General features: G+C 65.8%; 16 protein-coding genes. 4 read left to right on the top strand and 12 right to left on the bottom strand.

All coding sequences use genetic code 11. The features are described 5' to 3' along the window. Nucleotides 1-108 precede the first annotated feature (108 nt). The gene (locus ACFFJK_RS17515) at nt 109-498 is read right to left on the bottom strand and encodes a hypothetical protein (protein WP_379680831.1); all 390 of its coding nucleotides are present in this window, start codon (nt 496-498) and stop codon (nt 109-111) included. Nucleotides 499-1,019: 521 nt separating this feature from the next. On the opposite strand from ACFFJK_RS17515, the gene ACFFJK_RS17510 reads away from it, so the two are divergent. Together ACFFJK_RS17510 and ACFFJK_RS17505 are read left to right on the top strand one after the other, a co-directional pair. After that, complete coding sequence (locus ACFFJK_RS17510) at nt 1,020-1,526, top strand: hypothetical protein (RefSeq protein WP_379680830.1); 507 nt, start codon at nt 1,020-1,022, stop codon at nt 1,524-1,526. Between the two features lie 113 nt (nt 1,527-1,639). Continuing rightward, on the top strand, nt 1,640-3,580 hold the full coding sequence (locus tag ACFFJK_RS17505) for a GAF domain-containing sensor histidine kinase (RefSeq protein ID WP_379680828.1): 1,941 nt from the start codon (nt 1,640-1,642) through the stop codon (nt 3,578-3,580). A gap of 193 nt (nt 3,581-3,773) precedes the next feature. Here ACFFJK_RS17505 and ACFFJK_RS17500 read toward each other — a convergent pair whose 3' ends face one another. Both ACFFJK_RS17500 and ACFFJK_RS17495 read right to left on the bottom strand, forming a co-directional pair. Next, a complete protein-coding gene (locus ACFFJK_RS17500; protein ID WP_379680827.1) occupies nt 3,774-5,279 on the bottom strand; it encodes an HD domain-containing phosphohydrolase in 1,506 nt (501 codons plus the stop codon). A 157-nt stretch (nt 5,280-5,436) separates the two neighbouring features. Then, complete coding sequence (locus ACFFJK_RS17495; RefSeq protein ID WP_379680825.1) at nt 5,437-6,177, bottom strand: DNA-formamidopyrimidine glycosylase family protein; 741 nt, start codon at nt 6,175-6,177, stop codon at nt 5,437-5,439. A 157-nt stretch (nt 6,178-6,334) separates the two neighbouring features. On the opposite strand from ACFFJK_RS17495, the gene ACFFJK_RS17490 reads away from it, so the two are divergent. Next, the gene (locus ACFFJK_RS17490) at nt 6,335-6,817 is read left to right on the top strand and encodes a DUF3016 domain-containing protein (protein WP_379680824.1); all 483 of its coding nucleotides are present in this window, start codon (nt 6,335-6,337) and stop codon (nt 6,815-6,817) included. Between the two features lie 70 nt (nt 6,818-6,887). Here the strand turns inward: ACFFJK_RS17490 and ACFFJK_RS17485 are convergent, their stop codons facing one another. From ACFFJK_RS17485 to mepK, 9 genes are all read right to left on the bottom strand, one after another. Further along, nucleotides 6,888-8,000 (bottom strand): hypothetical protein, encoded by a 1,113-nt coding sequence (locus ACFFJK_RS17485; protein ID WP_379680822.1) that lies wholly within the window; start codon nt 7,998-8,000, stop codon nt 6,888-6,890. 28 nt (nt 8,001-8,028) lie between these two features. Continuing rightward, nucleotides 8,029-8,517 (bottom strand): hypothetical protein, encoded by a 489-nt coding sequence (locus tag ACFFJK_RS17480; RefSeq protein ID WP_379680821.1) that lies wholly within the window; start codon nt 8,515-8,517, stop codon nt 8,029-8,031. An 11-nt stretch (nt 8,518-8,528) separates the two neighbouring features. Continuing rightward, entirely contained in the window at nt 8,529-9,116 is a 588-nt protein-coding gene (locus ACFFJK_RS17475; protein ID WP_379680820.1) for an RNA polymerase sigma factor, read from the bottom strand. A 199-nt stretch (nt 9,117-9,315) separates the two neighbouring features. Beyond that, complete coding sequence (locus ACFFJK_RS17470) at nt 9,316-9,627, bottom strand: hypothetical protein (RefSeq protein WP_379680819.1); 312 nt, start codon at nt 9,625-9,627, stop codon at nt 9,316-9,318. A gap of 5 nt (nt 9,628-9,632) precedes the next feature. Continuing rightward, complete coding sequence (locus ACFFJK_RS17465) at nt 9,633-10,076, bottom strand: thioesterase family protein (protein ID WP_379680817.1); 444 nt, start codon at nt 10,074-10,076, stop codon at nt 9,633-9,635. A gap of 15 nt (nt 10,077-10,091) precedes the next feature. Next, nucleotides 10,092-11,561, bottom strand: a complete 1,470-nt coding sequence (locus ACFFJK_RS17460) for a PQQ-dependent sugar dehydrogenase (RefSeq protein ID WP_379680816.1) — start codon at nt 11,559-11,561, stop codon at nt 10,092-10,094. Nucleotides 11,562-11,592: 31 nt separating this feature from the next. Then, nucleotides 11,593-11,892, bottom strand: a complete 300-nt coding sequence (locus ACFFJK_RS17455; protein ID WP_379680815.1) for a hypothetical protein — start codon at nt 11,890-11,892, stop codon at nt 11,593-11,595. Continuing rightward, nucleotides 11,889-12,698: a hypothetical protein gene (locus ACFFJK_RS17450; RefSeq protein WP_379680814.1), complete on the bottom strand. Its 810-nt coding sequence runs from the start codon at nt 12,696-12,698 to the stop codon at nt 11,889-11,891. The genes ACFFJK_RS17455 and ACFFJK_RS17450 overlap by 4 nt, the downstream gene beginning before the upstream one ends. Before the next feature lie 4 nt (nt 12,699-12,702). Then, nucleotides 12,703-13,242, bottom strand: coding sequence for a peptidoglycan L,D-endopeptidase MepK (mepK, locus tag ACFFJK_RS17445; RefSeq protein ID WP_379680813.1), 540 nt, complete (start codon nt 13,240-13,242; stop codon nt 12,703-12,705). Between the two features lie 136 nt (nt 13,243-13,378). On the opposite strand from mepK, the gene ACFFJK_RS17440 reads away from it, so the two are divergent. Next, complete coding sequence (locus ACFFJK_RS17440; protein ID WP_379680811.1) at nt 13,379-14,545, top strand: PQQ-dependent sugar dehydrogenase; 1,167 nt, start codon at nt 13,379-13,381, stop codon at nt 14,543-14,545. Nucleotides 14,546-14,726 lie beyond the last annotated feature (181 nt).

Below are 14,726 nucleotides of genomic sequence, written 5' to 3'. Positions count from 1 at the left end.
CTTTCCAGAATGATTACTAGACAATTCTACCCGTTCCGCATCCGCAACAGAGACGCACATGAAAACGGCCGGGAAGACCCGGCCGTTCCAGAAGGAGGCATCGAGGCGTCAGGCCGCAGGCTGCGCCACGCGTGCCTTGCGCGAGCGGGCGACGAAGAACCAGACGATCGCCACCGGCACCAGCAGCGGCAGCAGCAGCGGCGAGATCGCCAGCGCCACGGCCACCGCCGCCACGCCCAGGGCGCCCAGCAGGATCACGCCCACGCCGGCGAACACCACCGCCAGCACCAGGCCCACCACGATCATCACGATGCCCGCGATGATCGTGCCGCCGCCCGCGAACAGCAGCGCCAGCAGTGCACCCAGCGGACCGCCGATCTCCTCGCCGTCGACGTTCACGGTCATGAAGTCGCCGGCATCGGTGGCGACGTCCCACAGCAGCAGGGCGAACAGGAAGAGAATGATGTACAGGGCGTAATTCGGGGCAGACTTTTTCATGGCGGTCCTCATCGGGTTGAGTGTTCAATTGCGCTTGGCATGGGTGAACTGTAAGCGCACGCGTCTGCACGAACCACGGGATTGCGACAGGCTGCACATTTTGCCCACCGAGACGTTGCGAAGCGGGATAAGTGGATTCGGAACAACTCGCAAAGCATGATCGATTTGACCTTGTAATGCGTGAGGTCTTGCCTATACTGACAGCCTGCTCTGTAAGGGGGGATCCTATGCAGCCTGTCATCGTGCATCCCATGTCGGCCAACAGCGGTCCCAAAGGGCCGCCATCGGCGCCGCCGACCATACCGCCGATCATCATCAATCCGTTCAACCGGGAGCGGCCGTCTCCCGCCGTCGACCCCCGGCCCGCGCCGGTGCGCCCACCCGTGCGGCCGCCGCGCGGCCCGGACTGGCGCTGCCCGCGCTACGCCTGACCTGTCAAGCCGAAAACGCCGTGAATCGGGCTTCTTCATGGGGCCGGTTTCCTCTATGATCTGTGCTTTGAAGCACGAGGAAACACGACCATGAACGACAACATCGACCACGACCACGACGGCGGCGAGGACAATGCGCCCGTGCAGGAAGCCCGCCTGTGGCAGGGCAACGGCTGGACCGCACGCGTGATCAAGAACGAGGACGACGAAGGCTGGGCGGTGGCCATGTTCAAGGACGGCGAGCCGGAACCGGCCCTGGTCGGTCCGTGGACCATGGGCCGCGACAAGAAGAACCCGAAGCCGCTCGACGTCAACGCCTTCAACACCCTGGTCAAGACCGCGTCGGAAGTCATCCGCCGCCACGAGCAGCACCTGCACGCGATCCTGCACAAGCACACCACGATCTCGACCGAACACGGTGAGTTGAAGGTGACGCTCGACATCGTGCCGGACGACGACGATCCGTACGCGATCCTGGCCGCCACCGACGAGATGGGCGAGCAGGTGGCCAAGGTGCGGGTGCCGGCCAGCTTCAAGCTGACGCCGGCCTCGGCCCATGCCTGGGTCGAGAACGATTTCCGCGCCCCGCGCGGCTGAGCCGCGCCGTAAGCCGAGAAGCGACACGCGCCCGTACCGGGTTCCAGTAGCCGGGCCGAACTGTTACTATTTCCCTAGTGCATTATTTATTGCATCACTCACTTGGGGAATCCATGGAACGTCTCGCCCGGCTGGAAGCCGTCCAGTCGATGCTGCTCGAAATCGGGCAGCTGTCGACGAGCTGCAGCGACATCACCGAATTCATCGGCGCGGTGCACCGCGCGCTCGGCCGCATCATGTATGCGGCCAACTTCTATGTGGCGTTGTGCGACCACGAGGACGGGACGCTCCGTTTCCCCTATTTTGTCGACGAGACCGACCACGAGGTGCCGCCGCCCGATGCACGGATGCCGCTTGCCGCGCCGGAGCAGTCGCCGACTTCCTGGGTGGTCGTGAACCGCCAGCGGCTGATGATCACGGCCGACGACTTCGAGGCGCGCGAGCGCGAGGGCATGCAGTGGGGTCGCGGCAGCGCCGCCGAGCACTGGATGGGCGCGCCGCTGCTCGACCGGGACCAGCAGGCCCTGGGCGCGATGGTCATCCAGAGCTACACCAAGAACGTCACCTACGGCGAGGAAGACCAGGCGCTGTTCTCGCAGATCGCCAACCACGTCTCGGCCGCGCTGCAGGGCCTGCAGAGCAAGGACCGGCTCGAGCGCGCCGTGCGCGAGCGCACCGCCGCCCTGGCCTTCGAGGTGGCCGAGCGCCGCCGCGCCGAGCAGGTGCAGAACGCCCTGTACCAGATCGCCAGCCTGTCGGCCCAGGCGCTCGACACCGACGTCCTGAGCGCCAGCCTGCACCGGATCATCGGCGAGCTGATGGTCGCCAAGAATTTCCTGATCGGCCTGTACCACCCGGACAAGCAGGAGGTCAGCATTCCGTATTTCGTGGACGAGAAGGACCGCGAGGCGCCGCGCAAGCGCTTCCCGTTCGGGATGGGAATCTGCTCGTATGTGCTGTCGAGCAAGCAGGCCCAGCTCCATGACGCGACCAGCGTCCGTCACCTGGTCGCCAACGGACTGGTGAAGGAGCCGCTGGGCAACCCCGATATCGTCAGCTGGATGGGCGCGCCGATGCTGGTGCACGAGCAGCCCTACGGCGTGCTGGTCGTGCAGAGCTACGATCCGTCCACCGTGTACACCAAGGCCGACCTCGACCTGCTGGCCTTCATGGCCAGCCACGTCGCGGTGGCGCTGGCGCGCATGCAGGCCGACCGCAAGATCCGCAAGACCAAGGAAGCGCTGGAAGTGCAGAACGGCGCGCTGAACGAAGCGCTGACCCAGCTGCGGGAAGCGCAGGCGGAGCTGGTGCGGCAGGAGAAGATGGTGTCGCTGGGCGGACTGGTGGCCGGCGTGGCGCACGAGATCAACACACCGCTGGGCATCTGCGTGACCGCGACCAGCCACCTGGTGCAGGAGCTCAAGCTCACGCGCGAGGAGCTGGCCGCTGGCGACATGACCGAGGACAGCCTGAACGCCTTCCTGGACATCGTCGACCAGACGTTGCGCATCATGACCACCAACACCCAGCGTGCGGCGGCGCTGGTGCGCAGCTTCAAGCAGGTGGCGGTGGACCAGTCGTCCGGCGACCTGCGCAGCTTCAAGCTGCACAACTACCTGAACGAAGTGCTGCTGTCGCTGCAGCCCAAGCTCAAGGGACGGCCGGTCAAGGTGGTGGTGGACTGCCCGCAGGACCTGGTGCTCGACAGCTACCCCGGCGCGCTGTCGCAGATCGTCACCAACATGGTCGTGAATTCGCTGCTGCACGGCTTCGAGCGCGACCGGGCCGGCCAGATCACGATCCGCGCCGCGCTGGAGGGCGAGCAGGTGGTGTTCGACTATGCCGACGACGGGGCCGGGATGGACAGGGAATCGCTGGACAAGCTGTTCGACCCGTTCTTCACCACCAAGCGCGGCCTGGGAGGCAGCGGGCTGGGGGCGCACATCCTGTACAACCTGGTGACGGGGGCGCTGGGCGGGACGGTGAAAGCCGAGAGCGAGCCGGGGAAGGGCTTGCAGTACCACCTGCGGTTCCCGCGGTCGCAGAAGAAGTAAGCGGATACGAAACGAGGCGCACGGGCGGCGCCTCGATTATCGATTACTACCACTACCGCTTGAATCGTCATCCCCGCGAAGGCGGGGATCCAGGTTGGAATTGGATTCCGGCCTTCGCCGGAATGACGGTTCGAAGGTTGCGGGCAATTGTGAGCATGCAGCTGCTCAGGCTTGCAAGGCAGCCCTCAATCGCTCAATCCGGCCACTGCGCATTGATCTCCAGCGCCTTGTCCATGTTCTTGATGAGCAGGTCCACGTAATACGGATCCAGGTGGTGGCCTGCCACCTCGCGCAGGTGCTCGGTCACCTTCGCGGCCGGCCAGGCGTCCTTGTAGCAGCGCTTGTGGCTCAGGGCGTCGAACACGTCGGCCACGGCCACGATGCGCGCGTACGGGTGGATTGCCTCGCCCCTCAGGCCTTGCGGGTAGCCGCTGCCGTCGAACTTCTCGTGGTGCTGGTGCGCGATCACGGCCGCGGCCTTCAGGATCGGGCGCTGCGAGCCATCCAGGATCTGCAGGCCCACCGTCGGGTGCTGCTTCATGATCTCCCACTCGTCCGCGGTCAGGCGGCCCGGCTTGAGCAGCACCGCGTCCGGCGTGGCGATCTTGCCCACATCGTGCATCGGCGCCGCGTGCATCAGGGTGGCAACTTCGTCTTCCGGCATGCCGGAAGCCTGCGCCAGCAGGTGGCACACCTGGGCCATGCGGCGCACGTGGTTGCCCGCCTCGTTCGAGCGCGACTCCACCACGTCGCCCAGGCGCAGGATCAGTTCCGCCTGTGTGTCCGTGATTTCCTGGTTCAGCAGGATGTTGTCGAAGGCGATCGCCACGCCCGAGCAGAACACCTCGAGCAGCTGGGCGTCGATCTCCGCGATCTCTTCCACCCCTTTCAACACCAGCAGCGAAGCCTTGCCGGTGCGGTTCGGGAAGTAGCCGACATAGGTGTCGCCATGCAGGCGCGAGATGCGGTTGTGGCGCGCGTCGTCGAGCCGGGCGACCAGTTCGGGGCCGATCTCGTCGCCGCCAAGATCGCCGATCTGCGCCAGCACTTCGTACTGGCTCTCGCCGGTGATCACGCTCGCGCCCTTCAGGCGCAGCAGCATGCTTTGCTCGAGGCGCAGCAGCGCCACCACCTGCTGCAGCAGGCCGTTGGCGAAGTCCTTCAGGTTGCGCTGCTGGAAAATGTGGGTGGAGGCGGCGATCACGCGCTCCAGGCCTTCGCGGTAGGTCTGCTGGGCGCGGCGGGCGTCCTCGACCTTCATGATGTCGCGGTAGGCGCGCAGGGCGGCAAAGGTCGTCGTAAACAGCTTGGTGCGATCGAGCTCGGTCTTTTCCTTGTAGTCGTTGATGTCGTAGTCGACGATCACGCGTTCTTCCGGCGCCTGGCCCGGCTGGCCGGTGCGCAGCACGATGCGGGTGAACTGGTTGTCCAGGTCCTGGCGCATCCAGCGCGCCACTTCCAGGCCGCTGTCCTCCTGCTCCATCACCACGTCGAGGAACACCAGCGCGATGTCCTTCTCGCGCGCCAGGATGTCCTTGGCCTCGCGCCCGCTGTAGGCATGCAGGAAGGACAGCGCACGGCCGTCGAGGCGGAAGCGCGACAGCGTCAGCTTGGTGATGTCATGGATGTCCGGCTCGTCGTCGACCAGCAGGACTTTCCATGGAGCCAGCTTCGGCGCAGCAGAAGACAGGAAGGACATAAGGGTTCCGTTACCTTGGGTTGAACATCGACATAAAGTGCCGCAAGTCAAGTCCATTGTAGTACGGCTATTGAGCCTTAACAACAGGCAATATTAAAAGTGTTGGTTGCCAATGTCACACAACCGGGGAGGGTGCGCCGGACAGGGAAAAACGCCGTCACACGTAGCGCTTCTGGCACTTCTCGCAGTAAAAGCTGCGCCGGTTGCTACGGCCGAGGTTGGCCTTGTGGAAGGGGATGTCGCAGCGCGGACAGATTTTCTTGGCATGCGCCAGCCAGTGCTGCTTGAGGACGAACTGGCGCTTCCATTCCAGGAAGTCGAAGCTGTACTGCCGGGCTTCGTCGACCAGGGCGCGCAGTTTCGGGGCCGGCAGGGCGCCGACCGTGGACAGCGGGTGTACCCGGATGCGAAACAGCACTTCGTTCTTGATGATGTTGCCGACGCCGGAAAAGATGTCCTGGTCGAGCAGGGCGTCGCAGGCCAGCATGTCCGGCTGCGCCCGCAGCTTCTTGCGCGCCTTTTTCGGGTCCCACGCGTCCGACATGACGTCGGCGCTGAAGTCGTAGGCTTCGTAGGTGGCGCGGTCGATGTCCCTGACCTGGCAGGCGTAAAAATTGATTTCATTGCCGTTGGCCGCTTCGAGCGACAGCCGGGGAGTCTTGCCTTCGCGCCGCTCGTTGATCCGGTAGGTGCCGAACAGCAGGAAATGCACGCGCACGATCATGGCCGGCGTTTCGATCAGCAGGTGCTTGCCCCAGGTATGGATCGCGAGGATGCGCTGCCCGACTAGGCGTGCCGGGTCGATCGCGCGGACGTTGCCGTCGGCGCGCACGATGTCCTGGCCGCTGAAGTCCTTGACCAGTTCCTTCAAGATATAAAGTGACGGTCCTTCCGGCATGGCTGTCCTCCCGCCCCCATTGTCGACTCTGGCTTGAAACGCCGGTGTGCGGGGACTAACATTTCGATACAAAACAGCGCCATGCCTCTACTGGAAAGCCGGGACAAAGGGCGTATATTGGATCGTGAACGAGTCCGGATGAATGAAAGGGAAAGCGATGAAATCCTTGGTTGGCAACGTGGCCCTCGCAGGCCTGCTCGCGCTGGGTGCCGGCGCCGCCTCGGCGGGCGTGACCGTCAATTATGTGGAATCCGACAAGTTTGCGGACTTGCCGTTTGCACCATGGGAGCGCCAGGAAGTGCTGCGCGAGATCGCGGACCACTTCGCCAAGCGCGGCAAGGAGCTGCCGCCGGGCCAGGACCTGAATGTCGAGATCACCGAGATCGACCTGGCGGGCCGCGAATATCCGAACGTACGCTCGGGCCGCGAGCTGCGCGTGCTCAAGGGCATGGCCGATTGGCCGATGATGGAGCTGCGCTACACGCTCACCAGCAATGGCCAGGTGCTCAAGAGCGGCAGCGAGCGCCTGTCGGACATGAGCTACCTGCAGCGCACCAGCCGCTTCTCGGACGGCGACAGCCTGCGCTTCGAAAAGCGCATGATCGACGAATGGTTCAACAAGACCATCCTGCAGAAGTAAGCCGGCTGGCCTGCCATGTCGGACGCAAACGGCACCGCGAGGTGCCGTTTTTTATTGCAACGGCCGATCCTTACTGGCCCTTCTTCTCGATGCGGCTCCTGGCCACCGACACCGGATCCTTCACCGTGTAATCCGCCGGCACGGCGAACAGCGCCGCCGCCGGTTCCTCGCGCTTCAAGCCTTCCAGGCGGAACACCGTGTCGCCGGCGCGCGGGTCGCTACGCTTCTGGTACACGACGCCCAGTTCCGGCGAGGTCCAGGTTTCGGTGCTGACGACGATCGGGTTGCGGTTGCCGATTTCGCCGGCCGGGATCTCGTAGCTGCGCTGGGTGCCGGTGGCCTTCACGCCGTTGAATTCACGGGTTCCCAGGTCTTTCGTTTCCGCTTTCGCCGCCCACTTGTGCTCGCCGATCGCGCCGGCCAGCACCGGGCCGATCCGGGAAGCCGCCAGGCCCGGCGCGACCTGCGCGATGCGGATCTGCACGTCCTTGTGCTCGCCGTGCCCGCTGCGCTCGACCTGCTTGACGATCATGCGTTCGTGCACGCCTTCCGGCAGCTTGCCTTCCTTGCGCAGTTCCTCGATCTTCGCCCGGGCCTGCTCGCGCGCCTGCTGGGCGGCGAGGCGGGCCTCGGCGCCCGCCACGCGCGCTTCGGCGGCCTGGGCGCGGGCGTGCTCGCGAGCGGCAAGGGCGGTGGCATTCGGCGCCGCGATCTTGATGGCGGTCTTGTCGCGCGGGCGCAGCACGTAGCGTGCGCCTTCGACCGGGTCATGGATCGTCACGCTGCGCACCTCGCCGTCGGCGCTGCGTACTTCGGTGCGGGTGCGGCCGGCGCTGTCGCGGTAGCTCATCGCGCTGGTCTTGTTGACGATCTGGTTGCCGTCGGCCAGCGTCTGGCTGCGCTCGGTCACCATCTCGGCGCTGTAGGGCGCGTTCTTGACCAGCCGGCCCTGCCCCAAGTGGATGACCGTGCCGTCGCCGCCGAGCGCCTCCAGCCCATGCAGGCCGTGCAGGCCGGCCATGCCGCCCGCCTGGGCCTGCATGTCCCCGCCGGTGCGGGTGACGATGCGGCGCTCGATTCGAGGCTCGAGGCGCGGCGCGTCCTCGAACCCCATCTCTTCGGCCAGGGCCGGCGTGAAGGCGCAGGCCAGCAGTGCTGCAATCAGAATCTTCTTGGTCTTCATCACATCCTCGTGTGGGTAGGTTGGCGTTTCAATGGGTGGAACTGAGCCGCACGGCCAGCGGGTGGCCGTCGGCGGCAACGAGCATTTCGGCGCGCACCGTGTCGCCCGCGTTCTCCGGGCTCACCGGCACGCCGAGCGGCGCCAGCGCGGTGCGCGGCACCTCGGCCTCGACCAGTCGGGCGTGCGGTTCGGCCTCGATGCGCTCGATCGAGTCGAGGGCGATGAAGGCGGCGCCGTCATCGATGCTGATCCACGGTTGGCTGCTCACGCTTACCGCCTGGTGCGGCGACAGCGCCAGCAGCACGGCGACCGCCGTCAGCGAGCACAGGGCGCCCGCGGTGCCCCACTGGGGCAGGGTGAGGGCGTGGTACCAGCGGCGCTTCGGCGGGAACTGGCGGGTAAAAGCCTGCATCAGTTCCTTCTCGACGCAGCGCGGCGTCTCCGTGGCGGCCAGTTCGCTGCGCAGGGCGGCAAAGCCTGCCTCCAGCAGTTCATTGTGCTTGTCTTTGGTATCCATTCCTTGCTCCATCAATTCACGAGACATGCGGGCCGGTGCGCGGCAAGGCGCCTGGCCAGGGCGGCGCGGCCGCGCGACAGGCGCGAGCGCACGGTGCCGATGTCCACCTGGCAGACCGTGGCGATCTCCTGGTAGGACAGCTCATGCAGTTCATACAGGATGACCACGTCGCGGTAGTGCGGCGGCAGCAGGCCGAGCGCCCGCCGCACCTCCTCGGCCGCCTCGTTGCCGAGCAGGCGGGCCAGCGGCTCGGCGCCGTCGCAGGCCAGGTCGAGCGCCAGTTCGCCGTCTTCATCCGGCTCCGGCAGCGCGATCTGGCGCTGGCGCGCTTCTTCCAGCTTCAGGACCAGGTTGCGCGCCACGCCGAACAGGAAGTGCTGCAGCTGTCCGCGCAGGGCGTCGAACCGGAAGCGCCCGGTCAGCAGGCCCATGAAGGCTTCCTGCACCACGTCGGCCGCCGTGTCGCTTGACCCGCAGCGCATCAGGCAGTAACGGTACAAGGGGCCCTGGTGGCGCCGGTACAGCGCCGTGAAGGCATCGGCGCGGCCGGCGTGGACCTGGCGCAGCAGCTCGGTGTCGGGTGTCTCGTTCGTGGTCATGGTGTCATCTTTCACCGTATTCCGCCGGGGAGGCGGAAAAGTTCCAACTATTTTTGGAACGGGAAAAAGATGGGCTGGCGGGGAATGCCGGGAGAATCTGGCCGCGGGTGCGGCCGGAGGGAGATCAGCACACGGCCGGGGCGCGCCTGCGGTAGCGCGCATCGAACAGGGCGCTCGCGCCGGCGCCGTAGCGCCGGGCTCAACGGTCCTTCAGCAGCGCGTCCAGCTTCGCCTGCGCTTCCGGCGTCAATCTTGGTGCAGTCGAGCGCAGGCAGTCCACCACGTCGGCGCGCACCGCGGGGCGGGCCAGCACGTTGCAGGTCAGCGAAGCCTCGATCAGGAAGTCGCGGTCCTGTTCGGGCATGGTCCTGAATTCCGGCCAGACGGTCTCGAGGCGCTCCAGCGTGGAGTCCTGCGTCATGTTGCCGACGTACTTGGCGCCGAAGTAGCCGAAGACGGCCAGCGCCAGCAGGATGACGCCGAGCTGGATCAGTGATTTGAGTCGGTCCATCGTGCTCAATCGACCCAGTTCACGCGATCGAACTTGCCGCGGAAGTCGTCCGGCATCGCCACCACCTGGCTGGTCTTGTAGTTGAAGAAGACGAAGCCGGACTTGGCCATCGCAACCAGCTTGCGGTCGCGCGGGCGGGTGATGCGGAAGATGATGTCGCCGCCGTATTTATTGAAATCCATGACGCCGACTTCGAACAGCAGCTGGTCGCGCGCGTGCGCTTCGGCGCGGTAGGTGGTCGCCAGGTCGGTGACGATGATGCCGGTGCCGTCGCGCTCGGTTTCGGCGACGCCGAACTCGAACAGGAAGCGCGCCCGCGCCTCGGAGATCATCGAGATCATCGAATCGTTGCCGAGGTGGTTGCCGGCATTGATGTCGGTGACCCGTACCGACATCGGGGTGGAATAATAAAACTGGTCTTCGGGGAAGTTGAGTTGTAAGCGTGCCATTTCTCTATTCTAAGCTCAAGGCGTGGAAGACCGGCCAATTTTATAGATGCTGCCGCGCGACGTCATGAGATACAACTCGCCCTGGCCGTCCTGCCCCAGCGAGACGACGTTGCCGATGCTGCCCACGTTCCAGTCGCGCTGCTCGAGGATGCTGCCGCCGCCGGCGAGGAAGCTCTTGAGCCAGCCACGGCAGAAATCCGAGTAAAAATAGCGTCCTGCCAGCTCGGGCAGGGCGCTGCCGCGGTACACGAAGCCGCCGGTGATCGAGCAGCCGTTGGCGTCGTTGGTGCCGTGGTCGTACTCGAAGGCGGGCAGGGTGAGGCCGCTGCGGTCGCAGGTCGCTGCGTTGAAGCACAGGGTGCCTTCCATCGTGTTCCAGCCATAGTTCAGGCCGGCTGTGCCCACGGGGCTGATGTTGACCTCCTCGCGCCGGTCCTGGCCGACGTCGCTCAGGTAGAGCAGGCCGCTGTCGAAGCTGAAGCGCCACGGGTTGCGCAGGCCGGACGCCCAGATTTCGGGGCGCCGGCCGGCCTGGTTGCGGTAGGGATTGTCGGCAGGGATCGTGTACGGCTGCGCGGCGGTGGCGGCGCGCACGTCCACGCGCAGCAGCTTGCCCAGCAAGGAGTTCAGGTTCTGGGCATTGCCCTGCGGGTCGCCCGCGCCGCCGCCGTCGCCCGTGGCCAGGTACAGGTAGCCGTCCGGCCCGAAGGCCACCTGGCCGCCGAAATGGTTCGTGTAGTTCGGGTGCGGGATGCGCAGGATGACGAGGCTTGAGGTCGGGTCGGCCAGGTTGGGGTTGGCGCCGGCGGTAAAACGCTCGATGACGATGTGTTGCTGCGGGTCGGTGTAGTAGAGATAAAAGTAGCCGTTGCGGGCATGGTCCGGGTCGAAGGCCAGCGACAGCAGGCCCCCTTCGCCGCCCGTGAACACCCGGCCACTGATGTCGAGGAAGGGCGCGGCGAGGACATTGCCGTTCTGGACGATGCGCACGCGCCCCGGCCGTTCGACCACGAACAGGCGCGTGTCGCCGGTGGGCGCCGTCAGCCAGGTCGGGCCGTCGAGGTTGCTGGCCACTTCGCTCAATGCCACGCCGGCGGGCGCGCCGCCGCCGTAGGACACCGTGACGGTGGCAGTGCTGCCGGCAGTGACGACGGCGCTCTGCGTGGCGGGCGAAGGGGTATAGGTGACGCTGCCGGAAGTGACCGGCGCGGCAGCCACGCTGTAGCTGCCCGGCGCCAGGCCGGACAGGGTCTGCGTTCCGCCCAGGTCTTGCTGGTAATTGTTGGGACCGGTAACGCGCACCGAGGCGTTGACGCCGGCAGGCAGGCCGCCCGCGACAATGGCCAGGGAACCCGTGCTGGCCGCAGGCGGGTTCGGCATGGCCGGCCCCGGGGCGCCGGGACTGCCTCCACCGCCGCCGCAGGCCGACAGGAACAAGGCAATGAGTACCAGGAAGATCGTCCGCACACGCATGCCAGCCTCCATGAAGCACCTCCTTGCTGCATTGTGCCAGCGATCAGGGAAGGGCGGGGGCGCGCGTGCGCGTCCTGGCGACGATGCCGGCAGGATCGATGAGGACGACGAACTCGGCGAAGCGCCCACCGCCCGCGGGCGACTGGTAGACCCAGGCTTCATAGCCGCTGTCGAACACGACGTTTTTGGTCGGGCCGAAGGTGGCCAGCAGTTGCGCCTTGGTAGTCGTACCCGGAACGACGGCCTGCTGGAGGCGCTCGCCCGCCACCTGCGTGCCGGGCGGCGCGGCCGTGCTGGCGCAGCCGGCAAGCAGCAAGGCAGGTAAAAGCATGCGCAGCTTCATGGTGCATCCTCCATGTACTCGAATTCGACGAGCGTGTCGTCGGGCCAGGACTTGTCCCAGATCGGCGCGTAGAAGGTGCGGTCGAGCATGACCTGGCAATCGCAGTACTGCAGGTCGGCTTTCGTTTGTTCTCCACCTGCGTACAGCATCCTGAACGGCAGCGTTTCCACACGCCCGCCTGCGCGCAGCGTCACGCCGAAGACGGGACGGTCGGCGAAGAACAGGTAATTGCCGTTCGGGCTGTTGCATACCTGCTCGGGCGTGGTGAGCGCATTGGCGATCCAGCCGAACAGCGGGGAACTGTTGGACACCAGGCCGGCCTCGACGCCGACCAGGCATTCGAGCCGCATGTCCCCCAGGCGCCGCGTGCCCGGCGGCAGGCCCGGCGTGACGATCAGCGCGCGCCAGGTCATGCTGGTGGTCTTGCGGTTGGCGAGCACGGCGGCGTCCTCGCGCAATGCTTTCTCGTTACGCGGCAGGACGAAGCTGTTGTCCGGCGCGACCGCGACCGGAATGCTCACGGTCTCGCCCGCGATACGCAGCGTGATGCCCTGCATGTTCACGGTCGGCAGGCGCGGTAGCAGCTGGAAGCGCAGCGGCGCATGCGGCGCCAGCGCACGCTCGCGCTCGAACCGTTCCATGCCCCGGATCATTTTTCGGTAGGATTTATCAACCGGATCACGGGTCGACTGCACCGTGACGGTGGCGGGCTGCACGGCGCCCGGATTGGCGGCCTGGGCGAGGGCGGCAGCGGGACCGGCCAGGCAGGCCAGTCCCAGGAGAACGCGGACGAGGGGCCGCGCCATGGTATTACCAGTAACGGACGCGGCCGGTGTCCATGTGGACGAACTGCGAGCTGGCGTAGTAGCCCACGCCGCCGCCCTTGAGCGACATGGCCGCCCGCTGCAGCATCTTGAGGTCCTTGCCCGGGATGCGGATGTCGATGGCCTTGGCGTCCATGTGCAGGCTGCGCCGGGCCACGCCGCCGCTGGCGGCATGCAGCTTGGCGTTCGACTCCGGCGAGCGGTAGCCGGAAATGATGTGCAGTTCGCGGTTGTTGTCCAGCTTGTCGTTCAGTTGGGTGAGCAGGAGCAGCAGTTCCGGATCCATCTGCGCGACCTTGTTGGTGCGGTGGTCGCGCAGGACCTTGTTGATGTCCTTCATCGCATCCGGGATGAATTCGCCCTCGGCCCAGAACACGCTCTTGATCTTTTCGCCGGTGTGCGTGTTGTACAGACGCAGGACACGCTCGCCGGAGTCGGGCTGTGCTGTTTTGGCAAGTGCTGGTACGGCAAGGGTGGGTGCTGCAAGAAGGAGGGAGGATTTCAGAAACGCTCGGCGTTGCATCATCGGATGGAATCCTTGTGGCTGGTTCGCTGAAATGTGAATTCTACGCCCTCCTGTGTCAAACGTGCAGACAAAATGAAGCAAAATGCGCTAAATAAGCTACGATGTTAATGCTTTGACCAACAAAGGAGAAGATTAGATGACGAGTTATCAACGAATCTCGGCAGCCGTTGCCACCTTGCTCACGACCTTGAGCCCGCTCGCGTTCGCGCAGGGCGTGGAAGTCGTGGATGAGCCGCCGGCGGCCAAGGGATGGAAACTTGAAACGGTGGCCGACAACCTGCCGCAGCCCTGGGGCATGACCTGGCTGGCCGATGGCCGCATGCTCGTCACCGGCAAGAAAGGCACGCTGCATCTCCTGAATGGCAAGCGCTTCGAGAACATCCCGGTCGAGGGCCTGCCGTCGCTGTTCACGAGCGGCCAGGGCGGCCTGCTCGACATCGCGGTCCATCCGGCGGACAAGGGCCCGAACCCGCGCATCTACATGACGATGGCGAGCGGCACCTCCGACGAGAACCGCACGGTACTGGTGCAGGGCATTTTCGACGGCAAGCGCGTGCACAACGTGAAGACCCTGTTCGCCGCTTCGCCGGCGAAGAGCGGCGGCCAGCACTTCGGCTCGCGCATCGTGTTCCTGAAGGACGGTACGCTCCTGATGAGCATCGGCGACGGCGGCAACCCGCCTGCGCGCGTGGGCGACATGCTGGCGCGCGACCAGGCCCAGAACGTCAAGAGCCACAACGGCGCCATCCTGCGCCTGACTGCGGAGGGCAAGCCGGCTCCGGGCAACCCGAATTTCGGGCAGCAGGGTGCGCTGCCGGAGCTGTACAGCATCGGCCTGCGCAACGTCCAGGGCATGGCGGTCGACCCGCAGAGCGGGCGCGTGTGGGCCAACGAGCACGGTCCGCGCGGCGGCGACGAAATCAACGTGATCGAAGGCGGCAAGAACTACGGCTGGCCGCTGCAGAGCTATGGCCTGGACTACCAGTCCCGTGAGCCGATCGGCAAGCGGGTGGTGCCGGGCATGGTGGATCCGATCGTCGTCTGGTCGCCGTCGACGGGCGCGTCGGGGTTGACGTACTACACCGGCAAGGCCTTCCCGGCCTGGCGCGGCAGCCTGTTCTCGGGTGGCCTGGCCACCAAGGACATCCGCCGCGTGGCCTTCGATGCCCAGGGCAAGGTCGTGAAGCAGGAGCGGCTGGAAATCGGCAAGCGCGTGCGCGACGTGCGCCAGGGGCCGGACGGGCACCTGTATGCGATCACGGATGAAGAGAAGGGCAGCCTGCTGCGCATCGTGCCGCAATAAATTTGTAGGATGGGCGGCTTGCCCGCCCGCGCGTTCAACCAGCGCGGAGACGAACGTGGTGCGGTTTCATCGTTCAGTCGAACGCGCGGCCGGCAAAGCCGGCCACCCTGCGCATGCGTTGCGCATGGATTTCCTCCATCCATCCGCCATTCATTGTTGCAATTAGAAAAGCTGCCTAGAA

The organism is Massilia consociata (assembly GCF_042432755.1).
GTDB lineage: Bacteria > Pseudomonadota > Gammaproteobacteria > Burkholderiales > Burkholderiaceae_D > Telluria > Telluria consociata.
The sequence above is the reverse complement of the archived record's forward strand: the minus strand, read 5'-3'. Positions and strand labels throughout refer to the sequence as shown.

Bases quoted from the DNA above. Each gene is read 5' to 3' on its own strand.
- ACFFJK_RS17455 (WP_379680815.1), bottom strand. From the start codon at position 11,892: ATGAAGCTGCGCATGCTTTTACCTGCCTTGCTGCTTGCCGGCTGCGCC.
- ACFFJK_RS17490 (WP_379680824.1), top strand. From the start codon at position 6,335: ATGAAATCCTTGGTTGGCAACGTGGCCCTCGCAGGCCTGCTCGCGCTG.
- ACFFJK_RS17440 (WP_379680811.1), top strand. From the start codon at position 13,379: ATGACGAGTTATCAACGAATCTCGGCAGCCGTTGCCACCTTGCTCACG.
- ACFFJK_RS17485 (WP_379680822.1), bottom strand. From the start codon at position 8,000: ATGAAGACCAAGAAGATTCTGATTGCAGCACTGCTGGCCTGCGCCTTC.
- ACFFJK_RS17495 (WP_379680825.1), bottom strand. From the start codon at position 6,177: ATGCCGGAAGGACCGTCACTTTATATCTTGAAGGAACTGGTCAAGGAC.
- ACFFJK_RS17480 (WP_379680821.1), bottom strand. From the start codon at position 8,517: ATGGATACCAAAGACAAGCACAATGAACTGCTGGAGGCAGGCTTTGCC.
- ACFFJK_RS17500 (WP_379680827.1), bottom strand. From the start codon at position 5,279: ATGTCCTTCCTGTCTTCTGCTGCGCCGAAGCTGGCTCCATGGAAAGTC.
- ACFFJK_RS17460 (WP_379680816.1), bottom strand. From the start codon at position 11,561: ATGGAGGCTGGCATGCGTGTGCGGACGATCTTCCTGGTACTCATTGCC.
- ACFFJK_RS17505 (WP_379680828.1), top strand. From the start codon at position 1,640: ATGGAACGTCTCGCCCGGCTGGAAGCCGTCCAGTCGATGCTGCTCGAA.
- ACFFJK_RS17465 (WP_379680817.1), bottom strand. From the start codon at position 10,076: ATGGCACGCTTACAACTCAACTTCCCCGAAGACCAGTTTTATTATTCC.
- mepK (WP_379680813.1), bottom strand. From the start codon at position 13,242: ATGATGCAACGCCGAGCGTTTCTGAAATCCTCCCTCCTTCTTGCAGCA.
- ACFFJK_RS17470 (WP_379680819.1), bottom strand. From the start codon at position 9,627: ATGGACCGACTCAAATCACTGATCCAGCTCGGCGTCATCCTGCTGGCG.
- ACFFJK_RS17450 (WP_379680814.1), bottom strand. From the start codon at position 12,698: ATGGCGCGGCCCCTCGTCCGCGTTCTCCTGGGACTGGCCTGCCTGGCC.
- ACFFJK_RS17510 (WP_379680830.1), top strand. From the start codon at position 1,020: ATGAACGACAACATCGACCACGACCACGACGGCGGCGAGGACAATGCG.
- ACFFJK_RS17475 (WP_379680820.1), bottom strand. From the start codon at position 9,116: ATGACCACGAACGAGACACCCGACACCGAGCTGCTGCGCCAGGTCCAC.
- ACFFJK_RS17515 (WP_379680831.1), bottom strand. From the start codon at position 498: ATGAAAAAGTCTGCCCCGAATTACGCCCTGTACATCATTCTCTTCCTG.